The organism is Spirosoma montaniterrae (assembly GCF_001988955.1).
Taxonomy (GTDB): domain Bacteria; phylum Bacteroidota; class Bacteroidia; order Cytophagales; family Spirosomataceae; genus Spirosoma; species Spirosoma montaniterrae.
In genome coordinates this window covers 5,718,466-5,739,501 of record NZ_CP014263.1, presented here as the reverse complement: position 1 = coordinate 5,739,501, position 21,036 = coordinate 5,718,466, and the positions used below count along the sequence as shown (strand labels likewise).

General features: G+C 52.2%; 20 protein-coding genes. 11 read left to right on the top strand and 9 right to left on the bottom strand.

What is annotated here, in order from left to right; all coding sequences use genetic code 11:
- Positions 1 to 21: 21 nt before the first annotated feature.
- From AWR27_RS24790 to AWR27_RS24770, 5 genes are all read right to left on the bottom strand, one after another.
- On the bottom strand, positions 22 to 1,233 hold the full coding sequence (locus tag AWR27_RS24790; RefSeq protein ID WP_077133662.1) for an ATP-grasp domain-containing protein: 1,212 nt from the start codon (positions 1,231 to 1,233) through the stop codon (positions 22 to 24).
- A gap of 119 nt (positions 1,234 to 1,352) precedes the next feature.
- Positions 1,353 to 2,804 carry a leucyl aminopeptidase family protein gene (locus AWR27_RS24785; protein WP_077133661.1) on the bottom strand — a complete coding sequence of 484 codons (1,452 nt, stop codon included), beginning with the start codon at positions 2,802 to 2,804 and terminating at the stop codon, positions 1,353 to 1,355.
- Between the two features lie 124 nt (positions 2,805 to 2,928).
- Positions 2,929 to 4,017, bottom strand: a complete 1,089-nt coding sequence (locus tag AWR27_RS24780) for an alpha/beta hydrolase (RefSeq protein ID WP_077133660.1) — start codon at positions 4,015 to 4,017, stop codon at positions 2,929 to 2,931.
- 32 nt (positions 4,018 to 4,049) lie between these two features.
- The gene (locus tag AWR27_RS24775; protein WP_077133659.1) at positions 4,050 to 4,502 is read right to left on the bottom strand and encodes a hypothetical protein; all 453 of its coding nucleotides are present in this window, start codon (positions 4,500 to 4,502) and stop codon (positions 4,050 to 4,052) included.
- A gap of 290 nt (positions 4,503 to 4,792) precedes the next feature.
- On the bottom strand, positions 4,793 to 6,022 hold the full coding sequence (locus tag AWR27_RS24770; RefSeq protein WP_077133658.1) for an AAA family ATPase: 1,230 nt from the start codon (positions 6,020 to 6,022) through the stop codon (positions 4,793 to 4,795).
- Between the two features lie 84 nt (positions 6,023 to 6,106).
- Between AWR27_RS24770 and AWR27_RS24765 the strand changes: the two genes are divergently transcribed.
- Both AWR27_RS24765 and AWR27_RS24760 read left to right on the top strand, forming a co-directional pair.
- A complete protein-coding gene (locus AWR27_RS24765) occupies positions 6,107 to 6,331 on the top strand; it encodes a hypothetical protein (RefSeq protein WP_077133657.1) in 225 nt (74 codons plus the stop codon).
- Positions 6,328 to 6,750, top strand: a complete 423-nt coding sequence (locus AWR27_RS24760) for a PIN domain-containing protein (protein ID WP_077133656.1) — start codon at positions 6,328 to 6,330, stop codon at positions 6,748 to 6,750. Before AWR27_RS24765 ends, AWR27_RS24760 begins: the two co-directional genes overlap by 4 nt.
- 2 nt (positions 6,751 to 6,752) lie before the next feature.
- On the opposite strand, the gene AWR27_RS24755 is transcribed toward AWR27_RS24760, so the two are convergent.
- The gene (locus tag AWR27_RS24755) at positions 6,753 to 8,534 is read right to left on the bottom strand and encodes an ABC transporter ATP-binding protein (RefSeq protein ID WP_077133655.1); all 1,782 of its coding nucleotides are present in this window, start codon (positions 8,532 to 8,534) and stop codon (positions 6,753 to 6,755) included.
- A 147-nt stretch (positions 8,535 to 8,681) separates the two neighbouring features.
- Here AWR27_RS24755 and nusB point away from each other — a divergent pair, with 147 nt between their 5' ends.
- From nusB to coaE, 6 genes are all read left to right on the top strand, one after another.
- Positions 8,682 to 9,818 carry a transcription antitermination factor NusB gene (nusB, locus tag AWR27_RS24750; RefSeq protein WP_077134194.1) on the top strand — a complete coding sequence of 379 codons (1,137 nt, stop codon included), beginning with the start codon at positions 8,682 to 8,684 and terminating at the stop codon, positions 9,816 to 9,818.
- 99 nt (positions 9,819 to 9,917) lie between these two features.
- Positions 9,918 to 10,220, top strand: a complete 303-nt coding sequence (locus AWR27_RS24745; protein ID WP_077133654.1) for a YtxH domain-containing protein — start codon at positions 9,918 to 9,920, stop codon at positions 10,218 to 10,220.
- A 96-nt stretch (positions 10,221 to 10,316) separates the two neighbouring features.
- A complete protein-coding gene (locus AWR27_RS24740; RefSeq protein ID WP_077133653.1) occupies positions 10,317 to 10,757 on the top strand; it encodes a DUF1573 domain-containing protein in 441 nt (146 codons plus the stop codon).
- Between the two features lie 12 nt (positions 10,758 to 10,769).
- Entirely contained in the window at positions 10,770 to 11,087 is a 318-nt protein-coding gene (gene yajC, locus AWR27_RS24735) for a preprotein translocase subunit YajC (protein WP_077133652.1), read from the top strand.
- 114 nt (positions 11,088 to 11,201) lie between these two features.
- On the top strand, positions 11,202 to 11,891 hold the full coding sequence (locus AWR27_RS24730) for a YbbR-like domain-containing protein (RefSeq protein ID WP_077133651.1): 690 nt from the start codon (positions 11,202 to 11,204) through the stop codon (positions 11,889 to 11,891).
- Positions 11,892 to 12,009: 118 nt separating this feature from the next.
- Complete coding sequence (gene coaE / locus AWR27_RS24725) at positions 12,010 to 12,600, top strand: dephospho-CoA kinase (RefSeq protein ID WP_077133650.1); 591 nt, start codon at positions 12,010 to 12,012, stop codon at positions 12,598 to 12,600.
- 41 nt (positions 12,601 to 12,641) lie between these two features.
- Here coaE and AWR27_RS24720 read toward each other — a convergent pair whose 3' ends face one another.
- The gene (locus tag AWR27_RS24720; protein ID WP_083732962.1) at positions 12,642 to 14,636 is read right to left on the bottom strand and encodes an acetoacetate--CoA ligase; all 1,995 of its coding nucleotides are present in this window, start codon (positions 14,634 to 14,636) and stop codon (positions 12,642 to 12,644) included.
- Between the two features lie 267 nt (positions 14,637 to 14,903).
- On the opposite strand from AWR27_RS24720, the gene AWR27_RS24715 reads away from it, so the two are divergent.
- A complete protein-coding gene (locus AWR27_RS24715) occupies positions 14,904 to 16,646 on the top strand; it encodes a pseudouridine synthase (RefSeq protein WP_077133649.1) in 1,743 nt (580 codons plus the stop codon).
- Positions 16,647 to 16,751: 105 nt separating this feature from the next.
- Here the strand turns inward: AWR27_RS24715 and lpdA are convergent, their stop codons facing one another.
- A complete protein-coding gene (lpdA, locus tag AWR27_RS24710) occupies positions 16,752 to 18,152 on the bottom strand; it encodes a dihydrolipoyl dehydrogenase (protein ID WP_077133648.1) in 1,401 nt (466 codons plus the stop codon).
- Positions 18,153 to 18,442: 290 nt separating this feature from the next.
- Here lpdA and prfB point away from each other — a divergent pair.
- Both prfB and AWR27_RS24700 read left to right on the top strand, forming a co-directional pair.
- Positions 18,443 to 19,520 (top strand): peptide chain release factor 2 gene (gene prfB, locus AWR27_RS24705; RefSeq protein ID WP_157579301.1). Its coding sequence is split into 2 segments (ribosomal slippage): positions 18,443 to 18,502 and positions 18,504 to 19,520, totalling 1,077 coding nucleotides; the frame shifts between segments, so codons are not numbered across the junction.
- 124 nt (positions 19,521 to 19,644) lie between these two features.
- Positions 19,645 to 20,283 carry an SGNH/GDSL hydrolase family protein gene (locus AWR27_RS24700; protein ID WP_418346597.1) on the top strand — a complete coding sequence of 213 codons (639 nt, stop codon included), beginning with the start codon at positions 19,645 to 19,647 and terminating at the stop codon, positions 20,281 to 20,283.
- Between the two features lie 4 nt (positions 20,284 to 20,287).
- Here the strand turns inward: AWR27_RS24700 and AWR27_RS24695 are convergent, their stop codons facing one another.
- Positions 20,288 to 20,986, bottom strand: coding sequence for a DUF2306 domain-containing protein (locus tag AWR27_RS24695; protein ID WP_077134191.1), 699 nt, complete (start codon positions 20,984 to 20,986; stop codon positions 20,288 to 20,290).
- Positions 20,987 to 21,036 lie beyond the last annotated feature (50 nt).

Sequence of the window (21,036 nt, the reverse complement as noted above, 5' to 3'; positions counted from 1 at the left end):
GCGGGAGACGGGTGCAGGACCTCAGCTTGTGGGCTTATCCGGCACGGGGGCCGATGCGTGAAAGTCGTTGTAAATATGTTGCATGTACTTGTCCAGCAACGCCAGAATGCGCGGCTGCTTTTTGGAGCGGACAATCAGGCCAACGTGGTATTCCTTGTTCATGCGCCACCAGATTTCATCGTCCGAAAAGGCGGCCATGTCGGGCCATTGTTGCCGGGCCAGCGACACAATCAGTCCAGCGTAGTGGTCTGATTCTTTGGGAATCTTGTAACGTTCGTTTCGGGCAAGGGCGGTTTCTAACTTCGCCCACTCAGTCCACAGGTTGATACCCGACGCAGCCTCCACCATCTCGGCAATGTGCGCGCCACCGACCCGACTGGCTGTTTCCAGAAAGTACAGTTCGCCGTCGTGGTCGCCCCGGATGTATTCAGAATGCGAGGCCGACGATTTCATGCCAAATGCGTTCATGACGCGTTCGTTGATTTCGCGCAGAGCCACCGTTTCCGCGTCGTTCTTCGCCAGCGTGACGGTGCGAAACACCCCGCCCCCGTGCGAGACTTCCATCGGTGTTGCCAGATAGCGGCTCGCCCGGCTAAAGATAATTTTGCCTTCAAACGACAGCGAATCAACGTGATACACACGCCCCGGCTTAAACTCTTCGATCAGGTATTCGTGCCGCCGTTCGCCCAGGGCATGAATCACCTGCCAGGCTTCGTCGATGTTGTGTACTTTTTTGATACCCGTTGCCGATGCTTCGGAACGTGGTTTCACAAGCCACGGGCCTTCGGAGGTCTGAATAAAATCGGTAATGCTCTGATCGTGAAACAGGCTGCTAAAACGCGGCACCCGAATACCTTCGGCAGCGGCCCGCATCCGCATCGCCAGTTTGTCGCGGAAGAAACGCGCCGTGGTTTGGCCCATGCCCGGAATGCGGAACGTTTCGCGGATAAGCGCGCCCTTCTCCACGTCGAAATCATCTAAGGCCACCACCCGGTCAATTTTGTGTTGGCGCATAGTATGGGCAAGTCCTGTGAGCATCCGGTCTAAATTCTCGCTCGTGTTTTCGGGATTAGGCAGGTAAAATACGTCGTCGATGGCGTCGTGGGGCCATTCGGCATCGCGCAATTTTTCGACCGTAAGCAGGTACACCGTATTGCCGAGTGCCTTGCAGGAACGCATGAAATCCTGCCCCTTGAAATACGTGGCGATGCAGAGAAATGAGAGTTGGGCCATGTTGTTATGTTACACAGAGATGCACAGAGGAGAGACCGAGATACGCAAAGAAGATTCAATAAAGCTCACCCTGCGTGAATCTTCTTTTCTTCTCTGCGTATCTCGGTGTAACAATTTTATCACAAATTCTGCAAGTAATCAATCAGCAGCCGTATTCCAAAACCTGTCGCATTTTTTTGTGTACCGAACTCAGTATCAGCAAAGGCTGTACCGGCAATGTCGAGGTGCGCCCAGGCTGGATGACCTTCCGCAAAAACCTCCAGAAACTTCGCAGCCGAGATAGAACCGGCGAGCGGTTTACCACTAAAATTCTTCACATCGGCCACGTCCGATTTAATGTCTTCTTTATAAACGTCCCAGACGGGCATTCGCCAGAGTCGTTCGCCCGTGCGGTCGGCGGCAGCGGTCAGTTGCGCGGCCAGGTCGTTGTTGGCCGTGAATAGCCCGGCGGCATGGTAGCCCAACGCGGCAATCACGCTGCCCGTGAGCGTAGCGAGGTCAATCACTACGTCGGGTTGATAATTCCGCACTAAATAACCCAGCCCGTCGGCGAGAATTACGCGGCCTTCGGCGTCGGTATCGATGATTTCGATGGTTTTGCCGCTGTAGCTCGTCACCACGTCGCCGGGCTTGGTGGAACGGCCATCGGTCGAATTTTCGGTGGCGGGTATTACGCCGACAAGGTGAACGGGCAAGTTGAGTTTGGCGGCTACTTCGAGCGTACCGAGCACGGCTGCGGCTCCACCCATGTCGCTCTTCATATAGTGCATGTTGGCCGACGTTTTAATCGACACGCCCCCCGTATCGAACGTTACACCTTTGCCGACCAATCCCACCGTTTTCGCCTTTTCAACACCCTGCGGCTTGTATTCGACCACAATCAGCACGGGCGGCACCTCGCTGCCCGCCGATACGCTCAGCAATGCGCCCAAGCCCTGCGCTTCAAGTTCGGCCCGGTCTAAAACCGTCACTTTGTAGCCATACGCCTGCCCCGACGCCATTGCCCATTTCGCAAGCGATTCGGGGCTTTTTTTGTTGGCGGGCGAATTCATCACGTCCAGCATTTGCCGGGTCGTCAGGGCGATGTGTTCGGCCCGTTGCAGGGCTTCCTGCGCTTCGGCCTGCTGGTCGGCAGACAGCACAATCGAAACCTGCCCATCGGTTAAAAACGTGGGTTTTTCGGGCTTATCGGTTTTGAACAGGCCGAGGTCGTAACTACCTGCCCGAAGTCCCAGCACCACCGGCTCCACCACCGACGCATCAAAGCCGGTCAGGTCAACGCTAACCGTTGCCGATAGCTTTGCTTTGTGATCGAAGACAAACTTTCGGAACGTTTTCAGCCAGTCGATAGCCTGCGGGTCAGTGCCTAAGCCAAGCAGATACGTCTTCTGCCCATCAGAGCCGTACATGGTCAGCACTTCTTTGGCTTCGGCTTTAAAGTCGCGCTGGAGTGCGTCCGTTGGCAAGCCAAGTTTAGTAGCTTGCTCGGCCAGTCGGTCAATTAGAGAGTCAGTTTTGACAACAGGAATAATCCGGTCGCCAATGTCGGTATTGCCACAGATGATACGCATAACTCGAAATATAAGGGGAACACGGATTTAACGAATGACGCGGATTAACACGGATTTTGCTGCTTTTTCCAAATAAAAATCTGTGTAAACCCGTATAACCCGTTACATCCGTGTTCCATCAATTTTAAACATGCTCTCCATAGAAAAGCCACTCAACAGCACGCGGAAACTCGCGGCTCCAGTGGCGTTCTTCGTGGGTGCCTTCCGGATAAACCGACAAATATACGTCGATAGGATTACCGCCATATTCCTGCCTCACCAGCGATTCTTTAAACCGCTCAAGATTGGGAACCATGTATTTCGATTCGGCTGCTCCGCCGTAGGCAAAGACGCGCATCGGCACAGGAGCTTTAAACTTGATGGCGTCGAAGTAAATCTTGGGCGAAATCCAGAGCGATGGCGAAAATACCATCAGCCGCCCAAATACGTTGGGGTGCATCAGCCCGGCATAGACGCTGATTAGCCCGCCCATCGAACTGCCGCCGATACCAGTGTTTTCGGCGTCGGACAGCGTTCGCAGATTGGCGTCGAGGGCTGGCTTGAGCGTGTCGCAAATGAATTTCAGGTATTCGCGCCCCCGCCCGCGCCCGGCCATCCGGGTTTTATCGACCGTAAATTCGCGGATGCGTTCGGCCTCTCCGTGATTTATAGTTACGATAATAATGTCGTGCCGTCGGCGGCTTGCCAGAATCGCCATTTTTTCTTCGACGTGCCAGCTTCCGTAGCCCGAACCTTCGCCAATCAGGTTTTGCCCATCGTTCATGTATAGCACCGGATAACGCTTTTCGGGACTGGCATCGTAGTCATACGGCAGCAGTACATTCACGTGGCGGTCGGTGTGCAACTGCGGTATATGAAATTCCTCGGCCACCAACTTGGGCAGAAAATCGGGATTGAACGGTTGTCCGAACCAACGCCAGTGCGGCACAATGTCGGGTTCTCGGTGCGGCTCCGCGCTGATGGTGCGGTTGGGGGGCGTCTCGGCGGTCGAGCTGAGTTCAACGTGGTCCCAGCCGCCTTTAGTGTATTTGTAGTCGAGGATGTCGGGAAGCAGAATGTCAGTCGGAAACTCGAATTCGTATTCGCCCGGCCCGGTTTGGCGGAGTCTGAACCGCTCGTCGGCGGGGTGCCAGTCGTTAAAATTGCCCGCCACAAACACCGGGCGGTCGTCATGAACGGGCGTAAACAGGTTTAATCGTAATGGATTTGACATACCGATAAATCGGAAACGGAGGTCGTTTTGTTTCAAATCAGGCTGGGGAAGTTGGCGCGAACCATCGCGGAGAAGAGGCTGTCAAACTTTCCCCATTCCTTAAAAGCCGCTCTGATTTCGTCGGCGTAAGCAATATTCTGTTCAACACCTTTCGCCAGAAAGCGTAGTTTTTTCAAATGCTCCAACCGTTCCTTTAGCAAAAGCTCACGATTGAGACCTGTGCGTTTGATGGTTTCGGTTCCTTTGCGCGAACCGTTTTTAGGCTTGGCAATTTCTGCCTCGAACGTCAAGTGTTCATCAATTGCATCGAAAGCCGGATGCAGGATCAAACTTTCTTCAAGCGTATGATCGTCATGATGCGAGTTGGCGCGTTTGCTTTCGTCGGCCAGTGGGAAATAGTTTTTCTTATAGACCTGATTGCAAATCTGACAGCAAAAAAACAGATTCTCAAAATCATAGGCCAGCCAGTAATAACCTGGCTTCACCAGTAACTGCGCTTCATTTACCTGATAACCAGCTTTGGGCCTGAAATGCTCTACGTCGCCATGTTCGACATGACTGATGCGGGTCTCGCAAAAACAGCATTTATCGTGCTATAACAGTTTCAAGGTCTCTTTGACCGATGCATGACCGTAGATGGCCGACTCAAAATCAAACGTGGTATTTCCCGAATCGAACGCAGCTTTCAGTTTGTCTACAGCCTTTTCCCCTCTCCCACCTGCCGCTAAAATTGTTGGTACTATTACGGTAGTTTTATCAAGCTTAATCACAGGCGTTAATGGGGCAAAGCTTTATTAATCAGTTGCAATGCTTTTAAAGCTTCTTCCGATTCCGAAGCCGTCAGCATACCCAATTCTTCTTCCAGTTGGGCCAATTCTTTGTCTTCCTCTTCGGTACGCCCGTCTTTGAGCAGCAACGCCCGCCGACGTTGCATTTTTGTTTCGGTTTCGGGCGGGCGGGTACTGATTCCGCCAAACAAATCACTACTTAAAATCTGATCGATCCGCCAGCTATGCACTTCCATTCCCTGCACCACGCGGGTTTCGTCGCCTTCGCGTTTCAGCAAAATAATATTGGCGTCTTCTGCTGATTGCACAATCAGCGGGCTATGCGCCGTAACAATGAACTGCGTGTTTGGAAATGTCTCGGTCAAAAACTGAATAATGGTGCGCTGAAACTTCGGATGCAAATGCAAATCAATTTCATCGACCAAACAAACGGCAGGTTCGGCCAGCGGGTCTTCGCTGTCGGGGTAGCGGTCGAACAAGCCTTTAGCAAAATCGACCATCCATGCGATAAGCGTTTTGTAGCCGAGGCTTAGTTCGTGAAGGCGAACTTCTCCGTAGTGAGTTTTGAAATATACATTTGTGCTGTAATAGTTAGTTTTAGATTCTATACCTATAACTTCCCCCTCAAATAATTTTTCCAGCGATTTTTTAACACGGTCATAATAGTTTTGCTTATCATCACTCTGTTTAGCAGCCAATTCAGCGTTTAGTAGCCACTGCTCAGGATTCAATAAAGGACTCCCATCTATAAAAAGGTTCTGAACATTGTTTTGCTGTTGTGACAGTGATGGAGAGAGCGATGTTGCAGCTCGGGCGGCTCCGTATGCGGTTAATAAAAGGTCAGCTTTCACCTTATGACCGGCTGAGTAATTAGCAGAATGGACATACTCACCATTTCTCATCGCACCATAACTAATCCAAAATTTATCAAGTTTTACCTCACCGCCATCTTTATCGGCAACACATTCTATTTGCGGGCTTTCGCGAGAGAACCGCCGGAAAAACAACGCATCTGAATCGTTCCAATAATTGCCCGTAGCCATGCACAACCCCTTCAACACCGTCGTTTTCCCCGTGCCGTTATCGCCCAGAATCACGTTCCAGCGGGCGGTTTTCCCATCGGGCTTGCCGTTTTCGGTGAAATAGATGGTCTGCTTCGTACCGAACGAGCGGACGTTTTCGAGCGAAATGCTTTTGAACCAGACGCGGGGATTCATACTTTTTAATGCTTTTTATGTAAACTTAGCACAAAAACTACCATTGGCACTGTTAAAGAAGCGAGTACAAAACTAATTGAGTTTATGCAGGTCACAATCGAAGTAGAAGACAGCGTAGTGGAAACCCTGGGCTATGATCTTGTTAAAAATTTATTGAGCGATTCAGCAGCGCATCTGGAAATGAAAATTGCTGCTATGGCAATTCTCCAGGAGTTGTCAGACGAAGACCCTATGCATGACCCGGCCTGGCAAACGGCCCGGCAGCAAGCATGGGAACAGGAGAAACATAAATTTGTTTTACCCAAATGAGTTATATAATTGACGCGAATGTTTTAATGGGCGCGTTGATTAGCGGTAAGAGTTTTTATAAAACTGTTTTCCAGCAACTTAACCCATTGCTGCCGCAATTCGCCCTGACTGAAATAGAGAAGTACAGCGAAACAATTATCAACAAATCAAAGCTTAAAGATGATGAACTAAAGCGGTTCACGATTGCTATTTTTCAACCACTTACTATTCTGCCTACTTACTATTTGAGTGATTATGCCTTGCGTGAATCCACACGATTGATAGGAGAAACAGACCCGAAAGACGTAGCTTATCTGGCTTTAGCTATTCAACTAAACGGCGTTCTGCTCACACGCGACCAACCTATCTATAGAGAAGCTCGCTCAAGAGGGTTTCGTCGCATTATGCTGTTTGACGATTTTCTTCGTACTCATCTATAAATCTACACCTCCTCCGTCTGCAACTGCTTGTCGTAGAGTTCGCGGTACGCACCGTTGCGGGCCAGGAGGTCGTCGTGGGTGCCTTCTTCAACAATTGCACCATCATCGAGCATGATGATGTAGTCGGCGAGTTTGGCCGACGAAACGCGGTGCGAAATCACCACCGACGTGCGGTCGGCCATGATGCGCCGGAGATTGTTCAAAATGATGTTTTCGGTGTTGGTATCCACCGCCGACAGACAATCGTCCAGGATCAGAATCTTTGGGTTGCGGGCAATGGCGCGGGCAATGCTCAGCCGCTGCTTCTGCCCCCCCGACAACGTAACGCCCCGTTCGCCTACCCGTGTTTCAAAGCCTTCAGGAAAATCGACCACGTTTTGGTACAAATCGGCGTCGCGCACGGCCTGTTCGACGCGGGCCTGCGGCAGGTCGGGTTTGCCAAAGCGCACGTTGTTGCTGATGGTTTCAGAGAACAGGAACACATCCTGCGGCACGTAGCCCATCTGTTCGCGCAGGTTGGTCAGGTTGTAATCCTGAATCGAAACCCCGTCGATACAAATCTCGCCTGCACTCACGTCATACATCCGCGTGAGCAGGTTCGCCAGCGTACTTTTGCCCGAACCCGTTGTACCCAGAATGGCGACGGTTTCGCCCGCCCGCACGTGCATCGAGAAGTTTTTGACGGCCACAATGCCCGAATCAGGATACACGAACCGCACGTTTTTAAACTCGATTTCGCCCTGAATGGTATGGGTTATGTTTTTCTTAGAAACGATGTCAGTTCTGATATTCAGAAACTCGTTGATGCGCTCCTGCGAGGCTGCGGCCCGTTGGGTTTGGCTCGTGGTCCAGCCGAGGGCCATCACGGGCCATGTCAGCATATTGACGTACAGAATGAACTCGGTGATGTTGCCCGGAGTGAGCCGACCGGCCAGAATTTCCTGCCCGCCCACATACACGACAAGCACGTTGCTCAGACCCACCAGAATGGCAACAATCGGGAAAAACAGCGAATCGACGCGGGTCAGGCCGAGCGATTTCTGGCGGTACTGATCGCTTTCGAGTTCAAACTTCTGCGCCGAATTTTCTTCCTGTACAAACGCTTTCAGCACGCGAATACCCGAAAACGCTTCCTGCACATACGTCGATAACTTCGATAAGCTGCGCTGAATTTCTTCCGACCGCCGAATGATGATGTTATTGACTAAATAAATTGCGACCGATAGCACTGGCAACGGCAGCAGCACGTACAGCGACAACCGGGCGTTAATGCTAACCATGTAGGTGATAACCAGAATGAACAGCACTATCAGGTTCAGGCCGTACATAATACTTGGCCCGATGTACATCCGCACCTTTCCCACGTCTTCCGAAATGCGGGCCATCAAATCGCCCGTGTTGTGCTGGCGGTAAAAACTGAGCGGCAGCGTTTGGTAGTGGTCGTAGATTTCGTTTTTCAGGTCGTATTCTACGTGCCGCGACATCACGATAAGCGTTTGGCGCACCAAAAACAGGAAAAAGCCTTTCAGTAACGCCATCACGAGCGTGCCACCCGCAAACAGCAACAAACTGAATGCAAAAACATCATAGAGCGACGCCTGCAACGGCGACTGATCATAGAGGTAATACACGTCGAGGGTTTCGCGAACGAGGTCGAGCGCGTATCGAACCAGTTGCGCCGGAAAAATGCCGAAGAGGTTGGATATAATTGTAAATACCGTTCCCCAAATCAGATACCATTTGTATTTGAGGAGATATTTATTGAGGTAGGAAAGTGCTTTCACAAACAGGCCGCGTTTTTCAGGGGAACACGGTTGGGCGGGGAAAAATTCGTATCTTTGCGCCCGCAATTTCAGATGTTCTTTTATTTATCGGCAAACTAACTCCGCAGAAACACCATGTTGAACCGGCGACTCCTTCGTATTAAAGTAATGCAGGCCGTGTACGCGCTCGAACAGGCGCGGGCTTCAAACCAGCAATTAGCCCTCGATGGCATCGCCGATCTGTTTCAACCCGATCTCAACTCCATGAAGCCGCAGAATAAGCCGCAACTGGAAGGGTATCGTAAACTGGCGGGTCTGCTGTTTGAAGAAGCCGTTAAAACCAATCAGCCCGCTCAGGACGACGACGCGCCCGCCAGCGTCCTGAAAGCCGCTAACGACGGGCTGCTATTCTACCGCATCCGCGCTAAAAAAGACCGTCAACACCTCGCCCAGATGATGATTCGGCAGGTGAATGGCATCTACGAAGATTACCTGCGTATTTTATTGCTGCTGGTTGAGTTGGGCCATGCCGCCCGTATCGATAGTGAACGGCAGTACCGCGATGTTGACGAAACCCCCTTCCCATTTGCATCGACGCTGAACGACAACACGGTGGTGCAGGCGTTGGCCGCGCATCAGCCGCTGCAAAACGAAGCCGTTCGCCACGGCGTTTCGTGGGCCGACGAGTTGGGGTTTATTCGCAAAGCCCTGCGCGAAGTGCTGAAAACCGACGAGACCTACCGCGCCTATTGCGAACAGAAAACGCATACGCCAGACGAAGATCAGACGTTAATTCAGTACGTACTTCGCACGTTGGTGTTCAAGCACGAAATTATTCGCGATTTTCTGGCCGAAATTGATTTGAGCTGGGCCGAAAACAGCGAAGTTGTACGCGGGCTGGCAATCCGAACGCTCAAATCGGCAACGAGCGCGGGTGGGCTGAAACTCGAACCGCTGACCGACGACTGGGAAGAGGATGAGCGTTTCCTGACCACATTGTTCGATAATTTTATCGATAACAACGACGACTATGAAACCATGCTGGCCGACCAACTGCAAAACTGGGACGTTGAACGCGTGGCAATGCTGGATATGATTATTCTGAAACTGGCAGTTTGTGAGCTACTTAGCTTCCCAAACATTCCCGTGAAAGTGACCATTAACGAATATATCGAACTGGCAAAGTCGTACAGTACGCCCAAAAGCGGTAAGTTTGTCAATGGAATTTTAGATAACCTCTCCGAGAAGCTGCAAGCGTCGGGTCGCCTGCGGAAAAGCGGACGGGGCCTTTTAGATAACAAGTGAGTTGTAAGGTTATATTGTTATAAAGTTGTAAAGTTATGCCAGACTCAGCACAACAACCTTATAACTATCCAACCTTACAACACTACAACTCTTATAACGATGAACCGCATTGCTCGTGATGTAACGTTTATGCTGGTCGGCATTGGGGTCGGCACGGCGATTGGTATGTTGTTCGCGCCCGAAAAGGGCATGGTCACGCGCGACCGGCTGTCGTTCCGGCTCTCGAAGTACCGCGAACAGTTGGAGCAACTGCTCAACGAACTGATGACTTCAGCAGACCTGCCCGAAAATTTGTCGAAAAATGAAGGGCAGCGCGTTGTAAACGACGCCCGTGAAAAAGCCGAACGCCTGCTCGAAGACGTTGACCGGCTCATGGCCCAGATTAAACAGCAAAACGCCTAAGCAGTGAACAGTCATCAACCAACAACCAACAGCGAAACTGTACGTTTCGACCAACTGTTGGCTGTTGGTTGATGACTGTTCACTGAGAACACTGCTATGAAACAGTACCTCTTCCTGCTTCTTCTCGGCGGATTAACCCTGGTCGGCTGCGATAACCGGCAACAGGGCGAATCGGCTCAAGCTACGATCTCAGACAAATTGCCTAAAATCACGTTCGCAGAAAAAGGCATTTACGACTTCGGCAACATGATAGAAGGTGATACTGCTGAACACGTGTTCAAGTTCACGAACACTGGCAAGTTTCCACTGATTATCAACAACATCACCGCTTCATGCGGCTGCACTACGCCCGAATGGCCCCGCGAACCGGTGGCCCCCGGCGAAAGTTCATCGGTGAAAGTGCGGTTCAACAGCCGGGGTAAAATGGGTCAGCAAAATAAAACGATTACCATCTTTGCCAATACAGACCCGGCCATGACCGACCTGCAATTCAAAGCGATGGTCAACCCCAGACCTGACTCCGTCAAAACATCTTAATCTACCTGACTTATGTACGCAGTTTTGCTACAGGCCCCGGCAGGGTCGAACACGCCAATGATCTACAATGTGCTGCTTTGGGTAGCCATCATTGGTGTCTTTTATTTCTTTATGATTCGCCCGCAACAGAAGAAACAGAAAGACCAGAAAACGTTTGTCGATAATCTGAAGAAAGGCGATAACGTGGTGACAATTGGTGGTTTGCATGGCCGCGTAGCCTCGGTCGATGGTACAACCGTAACACTCGAAGTCGACAAAGGCGTGAAGATGACCTTCGAGAAATCGTCCATCTCGCGCGAAGCGACTGCTAAAACGGAAGCAACAGAATAAAAACACCCCACCCCAACCCCTCCCCGTTAGGGTGGGGCTAAGCATAGATGCTTCCAGCGGAAGCCCCTCCCTAACGGGGAGGGGTTGGGGTGGGGTATAAACAAGCCTTTTTCTGTGAATACTCCGTCGAACGCTCGTCCGTTTCAGCCAACCCGCTTCCTGCTTTGTTTGGGAGCGGCTGCCCTATTCTGGTTACTGAATGCGCTCAATAAAAGCGGCTATACCCTGAACGTTGACTATCCGATTCACTTCGTTTACAACGAATCGAAGTTCATTCCAACTACGCCCCTGCCCCGCACCGTGATGGTCAACGTATCGAGCGATGGCTGGGGATTGCTTCGGCATTCGTGGCTACCGTTTCGCACAGAGCCGGTCGATTATGTTGTCAAAGACCCAATTCAGGCGTCGGTTATCAATACGGCTTCGCTGGCAGCAACCTTAGCCGAACAAGCCAAGAAACTACGCGTCAATTACGTAGTGGCCGACACGCTCGAAATGCATTTCGAGCGACGCATGACCAGAACAATCCGGCTCATCCCCGACAGTATACATATCAATTTGTCGCCCCGTTTTGTGGTGTCGAGCCAAATTAATCTGACGCCCCGCACCATTGAGATAGAAGGTCCCGAACGACTCGTGCGCGGTTTGTCTGATACGCTGCTGATTCGGATTCCGGGCAAACGAATTTCTGATAACTACGACAACGAATTACCCGTCAATCAATTTAAGCACCCACTTCTCCGCGCATCTGCCGACAAAGTGTCGGTGAGCTTTGAAGTAGGCGAGTTGCTTTCACCAAAATAGAGTGGTTGACTGACTGATTGATTGAATGATTGAATGGGGTGCGAAGGCTCATTCATTCAATCATTCATTCATTCATTCAATCAATCAGTCAGTCAGTCAGTCAGTCAATCACTCAAAAATGCTCCAGATCGGCGTAACGGGCGGCATTGGGTCCGGGAAAAGCGTGGTGTGCCGGGTGTTTGAGACGCTCGGTGTGCCCGTGTATTACGCTGACGAGCGGGCTAAGTGGCTTACTGAACACGACCCAATTCTGAAAGCCGATGTCCGGCGCGTACTGGGCAATCAGGCGTATGATCCGCTCGGACGTTATAACCGGGCATGGGTGGCGTCGCAGGTATTTGCCGACCCCAATTTGCTGACGCAACTGAACGCCGTGATTCATCCGCGCGTATGGGCCGATACAGCCGCGTGGGTTAACCAACACGCTGACAAGCCGTATGTTGTAAAAGAAGCCGCGCTGATGGGAGCCGCTAATCCGGGTCACGGTATAGACGCCGTCATCGTGGTAACGGCCCCCGTCGACTTACGGATCGAGCGCATCCGACAGCGCGACCCGCACCGGTCAGAAACCGAAATCCGCAACATCATCGACCGGCAGGTCAGCGACGACGACCGGCTGAAAATTGCGGATTACGTATTGGTGAATGATGAGCATACGCTGTTGCTCCCGCAGGTTGTGGCGTTGCATGAGCAGTTTTTGAGCCGCTAAAACGCTTTTCTATAGCCGTGTACCGGACTTAAATTGGCTTATCAACTTTTTCGCTCCAGCACAAATTCCGTGAACTGATCGAGTGATGCCGGGTTACGCAGCGTGTCGCGGCTGGTTGCCAACGACGCATCCATGCCCGACAAAATTTTCTTGACCGGTGTTTCCAGTTTTTTACCGCTGATTGTATACGGCACTTCACTGATCTGGTAGACGGCGTCGGGCACATGGCGCGGGCTGAACTGATTCCGAAGGGTTTGTTTGATTTGTTTCACCAAGTCGTCGGTCAGGGTGGTTCCGTCGCGCAGCACCACAAACAGCGGCATAAAATACTTCCCGCCCGGTTGCTCCAGGCCAATCACCAGACTATCAGCAACATCGGGCAGGCTTTCGACCGCGCTGTAAATTTCAGCGGTGCCAATACGGACGCCATCACGATTCAGCGTAGCATCGGAGCGACCATAGATAATTACGCCGTTGCGCTCTGTGATGCGGATAAAATCGCCGTGCCGCCAGATGCCGGGGTACTCGGCAAAGTAGCTGGAGCGGTAGCGTTCATTGCCGGGATCATTCCAGAAAAAGATCGGCATGGAAGGCATGGGTTCCAGAATCACCATTTCGCCCAGTTCGTTGCGCACAGGCTGAGCGTTGGCGTCGAAGGCATCGACTTTACAACCCAGCAACCGGCACTGGATTTCGCCTTCATAAACGGGCAACATCGGATTTCCACCCACAAAACCACTGCAAACATCGGTGCCACCACTAAATGAAATCAGCCAGACGTTCGGCTTCACCGACTCATAAATCCATTGAAATCCTTCGGACGGCAGGGGTGATCCGGTTGAGCCTATGCTGCGTAGCTGACTGAGTGATAACGTGTTGCGCGGTGAAATGCCCGCCCGCAAACAGGCTAAATAGTAGGCCGCACCACCGCCAAAGTGATTGACCCGCCCAGCCTCGGCCAGATTCCAGAGTATGTTTAGATCAGGATAACCAGCCGCGCCCTCATACAGCACGAGCGTGGCTCCAACGAGCATAGAACCTACCGCGAAATTCCACATCATCCAGCCGGTGGTCGAGTACCAGAAATAGCGTTCGCCCACGCGCACGTCCTGATGCAGGGTCAGCACTTTAAGGTGTTCGAGCAAACAGCCGCCCACACTATGCGTAATTGCTTTCGGTTTGCCCGTTGTACCCGATGAGTATAGCACCCAAATGGGGTGATTGAAGGGCACTGGTTCAAAATCAAGCTCGTCGGGCGCAGCTGTTTCCAGCACATCGTGCCACAGTACGCTGCGTTCGAGCCGGTTCTCTACATCCAGAAATGGCACCCACACAACCCGTTGCAGCGAAGGTAAGCTAAGGCGCAGTTCGCGCATCGCGTCGGTTTTATCAATTGGTTTGCCGTTGTAGGTATAGCCATCGGCAGCAATCAACACCTTGGGTTCAATCTGCTGAAACCGATCAACCACACTGGCCGTGCCAAAATCGGGCGAACAACTCGACCACACCGCTCCTATGGCGTTGGTTGCCAGAAAAGCCACAACGGCTTCAGGAATGTTGGGCAACACGGCCACCACACGGTCGCCCACGCCCACGCCCTGCTGCCGGAGCCAGGTCGACACGGCTACTACCTGCCGTTCGAGTTCGTCCCACGACAGAGCCGAGAGCCGCTGCCCCCGCTCCACCGACCGCTCAGATGCGAAAACGATAGCAGGCCGCTGTGACGTTTTGTGCCGGAAAATATGTTCGGCGTAGTTGACAGTTGCCCCTACAAACCATTCAGTACCAATCATATCGGCATTGGTAGGTCGGTAAATTACCTGGTTGTAGGGCGTATGGCTCTGTACGTCGAAGAACTGCCAGATACTCTCCCAAAAATCTTCGAGGTCAGTAACCGACCAATCCCAGAGGTCGTCATAATCTCGGAAATACAGGCCCTTTTTGATAAACAGCCAGTCCATGTATTTTTTCAGGAGCGACTGGTCGCTGGTTCGGCGGTCGGGGGTGTAAATGGGTGTACGTGTCGGGTGGGGCATAGTAGGATATAGCACCGAAGACAGTACTTCGGCTGTAGGTAGGAAAACTATTTTACAGCCGAAGCACTGTCTTCGGCACTATATCGCTAACGACCATCAGCGGTCCTGGATTGTTTTCTGTAAAAATTACGTTCTGCGCACAACCACTACCGTGTGGTTCCTGTAAAAAGCAGTATCTTTGCATCCCTTTTTGACTTGCATAACAGTCGTGAGACTGATAATCAGCATGTTCGCTTTCCTTCACAGTACTATTTACTGTATTATTCCATGAATCAGGATTTTGATAAGAACGACCGCCAACGGGACGATGCGCCCCGGCGAAATGAACGTTCTTCTGGCCGTCGGGATGACGACCGTACCGGCAACAGCCGCCCCCGCTTAGCGCGCGATAGTGACCGCAATGACCGCCCGCGCCGGAACAACGACGACAAACCCCGGTTTAGCCGTGATACCAACCGCCCGGACGAACGGCCACGGTTTGAGCGAAGCAACGACCGACGCGACGATAAACCGCGTTTCAATCGGGACGACAAACCACGTTTTGGCCGCGACAACGACCGGCAAACCAATGCCCCGAATCGATTCAACCGCGATAACGATACGAATAAACCGCGTTTCCGGCGCGACGAACGCAGCGAACAACCCCGGCCTGACCGGAGCAGCCGCGACGATAAGCCGCGTTTCAATCGGGATGACAAACCGCGTTTCAGTCGGGACGAGCGGCCCTCACGCGATGACAAACCGCGTTTTGAACGGAGCGATAATCGGCCCCGTTTTAACCGCGATGACCGCCCACGTCAGGCCGATAACAATCGCGATGAGAAACCGCGCTTCAACCGGGATTCAGAGCGTACAGAGCGACCCCGGTTCAGCCGAGACAATGACCGTACTGATAAACCACGTTTCAACCGCGACGATAAACCTCGTTTCGACCGGGGCGGGCGGGACGAAAATCCCCGTTTCAAACGGGTAGGTGGTTTTAATCGGGAAGCCGACGAGCGCAACCGCTTTGAAAGCCAGAATGAACGTCGGAGCGAGCCCCGCCGGAACGATGACCGCACAACTACCAATCGGAACGATGACGAATCGTCGCGCTTTACACCGGCTCAACGCAGGGCATCGGGCGACCGGCGCGTGGGCGATTACGATAAAGTGCCCAACTACGAACTGGCACAACGTCGTCATGAGCAATATGGTCAGGACGACCGCCGTGGTAAAAAAACCAGCGACAAATACCGCGACAAACGCGACGCCAAAGCGGCACAGCCCACCGATCAGCCAGTTCGGACAGCCGCGCAGGACGGTCTGATTCGCCTGAACCGATATATTGCTAATTCAGGCGTTTGTTCGCGTCGGGAAGCCGAAGAGCTTATTCTCCGGGGCGACATTACCGTCAATGGCAAAGTTATAACCGAGTTGGGCTTCAAGGTAAAAGATGGCGACACGGTGAAATATGGCACGAAACTGCTAAGCCAGCAACGGTTTGTGTATGTACTGCTCAATAAGCCGAAAGATTACATCACTACTACCGACGACCCCGAAGATCGCCGAACGGTGATGGAGTTGGTTGCTGACGTAGGGAGTTATCGCATTTACCCCGTAGGCCGCTTAGACCGCAACACCACGGGTCTGCTGCTGCTTACCAATGATGGTGAACTGGCCGACAAACTGACGCACCCATCAAATGAGGTGAAGAAGATTTATCAGATAGAAATCGATAAGTCACTGACGGAAGAGCATTTTGAAGCCATCCGCAAGGGCATCGAACTCGAAGATGGCCCCATCAAGCCCGACGCGCTTAGCATTGTAACACCCGACGCACACGTAATTGGCATTGAAATTCATTCGGGTCGCAACCGCATTGTGCGCCGGATATTCGAGCATTTCGGATATGAAGTTACCCGGCTCGACCGCACTATGTTTGCCGGACTGACGAAGAAAGAGCTGCCGCGCGGCAAATGGCGGTTCTTAGACCCGAAAGAAGTAGTGAAACTGAAGTACCTGAGTTAAGAGTTCAAACGCAGAGTGGCGGAGGTTGCGCAGAGTACACAGCGTGTTTGATTTAAGCTCTGTGTACTCTGTGCAACCTCCGCCACTCTGCGTTTAGACTAAACCTTACAGGTGAATAGCCTCGCCGTATGCTGCTTCGGTAGCGTCTTTAATGGCTTCCGACATGGTGGGGTGCGGATGAACGGCTTTCAAAATTTCCTCTCCCGTGGTTTCTAACCGACGGGCAGCTACCACCTCGGCAATCATCTCCGTCACGTTCGCGCCGATGAAGTGAGCACCTAAGAACTCACCGTATTTGGCGTCGAAAATTACCTTTACAAACCCTTCGGGTGCGCCAGCAGCTTTGGCCTTACCTGACGCGGTGAACGGAAACTTCCCTACTTTCAGATCGTAACCGGCTTCGCGGGCCGCTTTTTCGGTATAACCTACCGACGCAATTTCGGGTGTACAGTACGTGCAACCCGGAATATTGTTGTAGTTCAACGGCTCAACGTGCGGCAATCCGGCAATTTTTTCGACACAGATAATGGCTTCTGCCGACGCTACGTGCGCCAGTGCCTGCCCTTTGGTGCAGTCGCCGATAGCGTAGTAACCTTCTACGTTTGTGCGGTAGTAATCGTCGGTTACGATTTTGCCCCGGTCGGTATTAATGCCGACATCTTCCAGGCCAATATTTTCGATGTTGGCAACCACGCCCGCTGCCGACAACACGACATCGGCTTCAAACGTCTTCTCACCATCGGGGGTTTTGGCCGTTACAACGCAGCCTTTGCCGCTCGTATCTACTTTTGTGACTTCCGAATTGGTGAAAAGCTGAACGCCCATTTTCTTGTACTGCTTCGCCAGTTCTTTCGAGATGTCTTCGTCTTCAACCGGCACAATGTTGGGCAGGAATTCAATGATTGTCACCTTCGTACCCATGCTGGCATACACGTAAGCAAACTCGACGCCAATGGCTCCCGAACCGATAATAACCATCGAATCGGGTCTTTTTTCGAGCGTCATGGCCTTACGGTACTCAATCACTTTTTCGCCGTCGATGGGTACGGCAGGCAGTTGGCGGGCGCGGCCTCCGGTGGCAATGATAATGTGCTTGGCTTCGTAGTCGGTGGCTTTACCGTCGGGACCGGTTACTTCAACTTTTTTGCCGGTTTTCACTTTACCGACGCCGTTGAGAACGTCGATTTTATTTTTCTTCATCAGGAACTGTACACCCTTGCTCATGCTATCGGCTACACCCCGACTCCGTTTGATAACGGCCCCAAAATCGGCCTGCGATTCGCCCTGTACCGTGATGCCGTAGTCGCCGGCGTGTTTGATATATTCAAAAACCTGCGCTGATTTCAACAGGGCTTTGGTTGGAATACAGCCCCAGTTGAGGCAAATGCCGCCGAGACTTTCGCGCTCGATCACGGCGGTTTTCATACCCAACTGCGAAGCCCGAATGGCGGCAACGTATCCGCCCGGTCCGCTACCTACCACGATAACATCGTACTGTGAAGCCATTTTTATAAGTGAAAAATGAAGAATGTATACTGAAAAGTGTGTGCTGCGTAAACCTGTTCGCAGCGGTCACGTATGCTATTTTGAGAACGCAAAGGTATAGCGAAAAGTTGGTTTGCGGGCTTCCCCGAAACAACGCCCCCCGCTGCTTTTGTTCTATCTTTGTGGTTGTGACACAGAGATACACGGAGAAGACACGGAGATACACAAAGTTTTTAAATTTCTCTGCGTATCTCTGTGCTTCCTTCGTGCATCTCTGTATCACAACTTTCTAACTAACACAAGACAAGTTCATGACAACTGACCAGTTGACCGACTTGAGGGCCAGAATAGAGGCTCTGGGGAGGTATCTTTGACTACGATACTAAAAAAGAGCAATTAGCTGAACTCGAACAGCAGACGTTCCAGCCCGAATTCTGGACCGATGCCGCCCGCGCCGAGGGCGTGATGAAACAGGTTCGTGTGCTAAAAGGCTGGACAACGGGATACGATAAACTGAACAGTCAGTTTGGTGACCTCGAAACGCTGTTTGAGTTTTACGAAGCCGGGGAAGTAACCGAAGAAGAAGTAGACGCCGAAGGCCGCAAGGTAGCCGAAACGCTCGACGATCTTGAACTCAAAAAAATGCTCGGCAACGAAGAAGACCAGTTGAGCGCAGTACTCGAAATCAACGCCGGAGCGGGCGGCACCGAAAGCCAGGACTGGGCCGACATGCTCTACCGGATGTACATGCGCTGGGCCGAAAAACACGGTTATAGCCTCAAACAGGTCGATTATCAGGAAGGCGACACGGCAGGCATCAAATCAGCCACAATTGAGGTCGATGGGCCGCTGGCATATGGGTTTCTGAAATCGGAAAATGGCGTTCACCGGCTTGTGCGCGTATCGCCGTTCGATTCCAACGCCCGGCGGCACACGTCCTTTGCGTCGGTGTTTGCCTACCCGCTCGTTGATGATACCATTAACATTGAGGTTAATCTGGCTGATATTGACTGGGATACGTTCCGGTCGGGCGGGGCCGGTGGGCAGAACGTCAATAAGGTGGAAACGGCAGTTCGGTTGCGGCACCGGCCTTCGGGGCTGATAATCGAGTGCCAGCAGGAACGTTCGCAATTGCAGAATAAAGAGGTGGCGATGCGGCTGTTGAAATCGAAACTCTACGAAATCGAAGTGCAGAAACGCAACGCAGCCCGTGCCGAAGTAGAAGCCGGGAAGCAGAAAATTGAGTGGGGTTCGCAGATTCGCAGCTATGTGCTCGACGACCGGCGCGTGAAAGACCACCGCACCGGCCACCAAACTTCCAACACCGATGCCGTACTCGATGGCGATTTAGACCCGTTTATTAAGGCGTTTCTTCTGAACCAGGATTAGCCAGGATTTTCGGGATTAAACAAGATTTATGCGCTTCGCTTGTAAACTGTTGAATCTTGTTTTATTCCTGACACTTTTGAATGTTAGCGGTTTTAGTTTAGAATCTTGTTTAATCCCGAAAATCTTGGCTAATCCTGGTTCAGATGGTTCTGACTACCTCGCGCTCGGCGATTCGTACACCATTGGCGAGGGTGCGTTAGAGGTTGAGCGGTGGCCGGTTCAGTTGGCCGGGCTGTTGCGCGACAGTGGCACGGCCATCTCCAACCCCGACATCATTGCCCATACTGGCTGGACTACGGCTGAATTGCAGGAAGCCATCGAGAAAAGCGGTAATCAGAAAACCTATGAATTAGTATCGCTGCTGATTGGCGTTAACAATCAGTACCGGGGCCAGTCGCGGGCGCGTTACCGTGCCGAGTTTCGGGCGTTGCTGCAAACGGCTATTCAGTTTGCGGGGGGGCGGGCCAGTCGTGTGTTCGTGCTATCGATTCCCGACTGGGGCGTTTCACCTTTTGCCAGCGACCGCGACCGGGCCAAAATCGCGCAGGAGATTGACCAGTTCAATGCCATCGCGCAGGAAGAATGCCGCCGGGCCGCTGTAGCCTTCGTGGACATTACGCCCACCACGCGCCGGGCAGCAAGTGAGCCCACGCCGGGCGTAGACTCGCAGTTTACCAGCGATGGTCTGCATTACTCTGGTAAACAGATGCGACAGTGGGCCGAACTGGCGTTGCCAGTAGTCAGTCGGCTACTGGTTTCGTAGTCGATTACCGGGTCAGCTTGAACTTCGTCAGGTAATAGCGCACCGTTCGGCCAATAATTAGTCCGCCAAGTATACTCGGCGCAATCCAGGCCACCGTACCTACCCAATCGGGGGCATCATCGGGCAACACGCGGCCAATGTTGGTGACCAATGCCGCCGTAAACGAAGCAATATATGCCCCTCCCATTCGAGTGAAATGCTGAAAATACCAGGGTGCGACCCTCCGATGCATTTTCTGAGCGGGTCTGCGTTGTTTACGATAATCTTCAACGGCGAATCGGAGGGTAAGAAAACCGAAGAATGTAAAGACAATCGGCAGAAAAACAGGCCCATTCAATACCAGTAGATACACGCCAAAACCAATCATACCCGCGCTGACAGCGAGCGTTATGTATGTCAGCCAGTGGTCGAAAGCAGCCACCTGCCCGTTTTTTTGTTTGGTGGCCCGCCAGCCGGTCATGCTCAGGTAGAAACTGAATACAGCAATGCCTGTCAGAAATAGCCGCATCATCTTAAACGGCTGCAACACACACAACAGCAAGGCCGTGAGAGTCACGGCAATCATACAATAGACAAAGACCAGCCCGGCTCGGTTGTGCAGTTGGCTGCCTTTCGTAGCAAACATTGGAATCAGTCCCACCAGCAGGGCCGTAAAGCCAGTAGCAATATGGGTGATGAGGAGAATAGTGAGCAGCGTGTTCATAGCCGTTTTGTTGGTTGCGGTTGATGATGCAAACGTACAGCGGCTCAGAA

What these genes read in the sequence shown, in the direction of transcription:
- nusB (WP_077134194.1), top strand. Translation starts at nt 8,682, where the DNA reads ATGCAGGCCGTGTACGCGCTCGAACAGGCGCGGGCTTCAAACCAGCAA.
- AWR27_RS24720 (WP_083732962.1), bottom strand. Translation starts at nt 14,636, where the DNA reads ATGCCCCACCCGACACGTACACCCATTTACACCCCCGACCGCCGAACC.
- AWR27_RS24780 (WP_077133660.1), bottom strand. Translation starts at nt 4,017, where the DNA reads ATGTCAAATCCATTACGATTAAACCTGTTTACGCCCGTTCATGACGAC.
- yajC (WP_077133652.1), top strand. Translation starts at nt 10,770, where the DNA reads ATGTACGCAGTTTTGCTACAGGCCCCGGCAGGGTCGAACACGCCAATG.
- AWR27_RS24745 (WP_077133654.1), top strand. Translation starts at nt 9,918, where the DNA reads ATGAACCGCATTGCTCGTGATGTAACGTTTATGCTGGTCGGCATTGGG.
- AWR27_RS24770 (WP_077133658.1), bottom strand. Translation starts at nt 6,022, where the DNA reads ATGAATCCCCGCGTCTGGTTCAAAAGCATTTCGCTCGAAAACGTCCGC.
- AWR27_RS24790 (WP_077133662.1), bottom strand. Translation starts at nt 1,233, where the DNA reads ATGGCCCAACTCTCATTTCTCTGCATCGCCACGTATTTCAAGGGGCAG.
- AWR27_RS24695 (WP_077134191.1), bottom strand. Translation starts at nt 20,986, where the DNA reads ATGAACACGCTGCTCACTATTCTCCTCATCACCCATATTGCTACTGGC.
- lpdA (WP_077133648.1), bottom strand. Translation starts at nt 18,152, where the DNA reads ATGGCTTCACAGTACGATGTTATCGTGGTAGGTAGCGGACCGGGCGGA.
- coaE (WP_077133650.1), top strand. Translation starts at nt 12,010, where the DNA reads ATGCTCCAGATCGGCGTAACGGGCGGCATTGGGTCCGGGAAAAGCGTG.
- AWR27_RS24765 (WP_077133657.1), top strand. Translation starts at nt 6,107, where the DNA reads ATGCAGGTCACAATCGAAGTAGAAGACAGCGTAGTGGAAACCCTGGGC.
- AWR27_RS24785 (WP_077133661.1), bottom strand. Translation starts at nt 2,804, where the DNA reads ATGCGTATCATCTGTGGCAATACCGACATTGGCGACCGGATTATTCCT.
- AWR27_RS24715 (WP_077133649.1), top strand. Translation starts at nt 14,904, where the DNA reads ATGAATCAGGATTTTGATAAGAACGACCGCCAACGGGACGATGCGCCC.
- AWR27_RS24740 (WP_077133653.1), top strand. Translation starts at nt 10,317, where the DNA reads ATGAAACAGTACCTCTTCCTGCTTCTTCTCGGCGGATTAACCCTGGTC.
- AWR27_RS24760 (WP_077133656.1), top strand. Translation starts at nt 6,328, where the DNA reads ATGAGTTATATAATTGACGCGAATGTTTTAATGGGCGCGTTGATTAGC.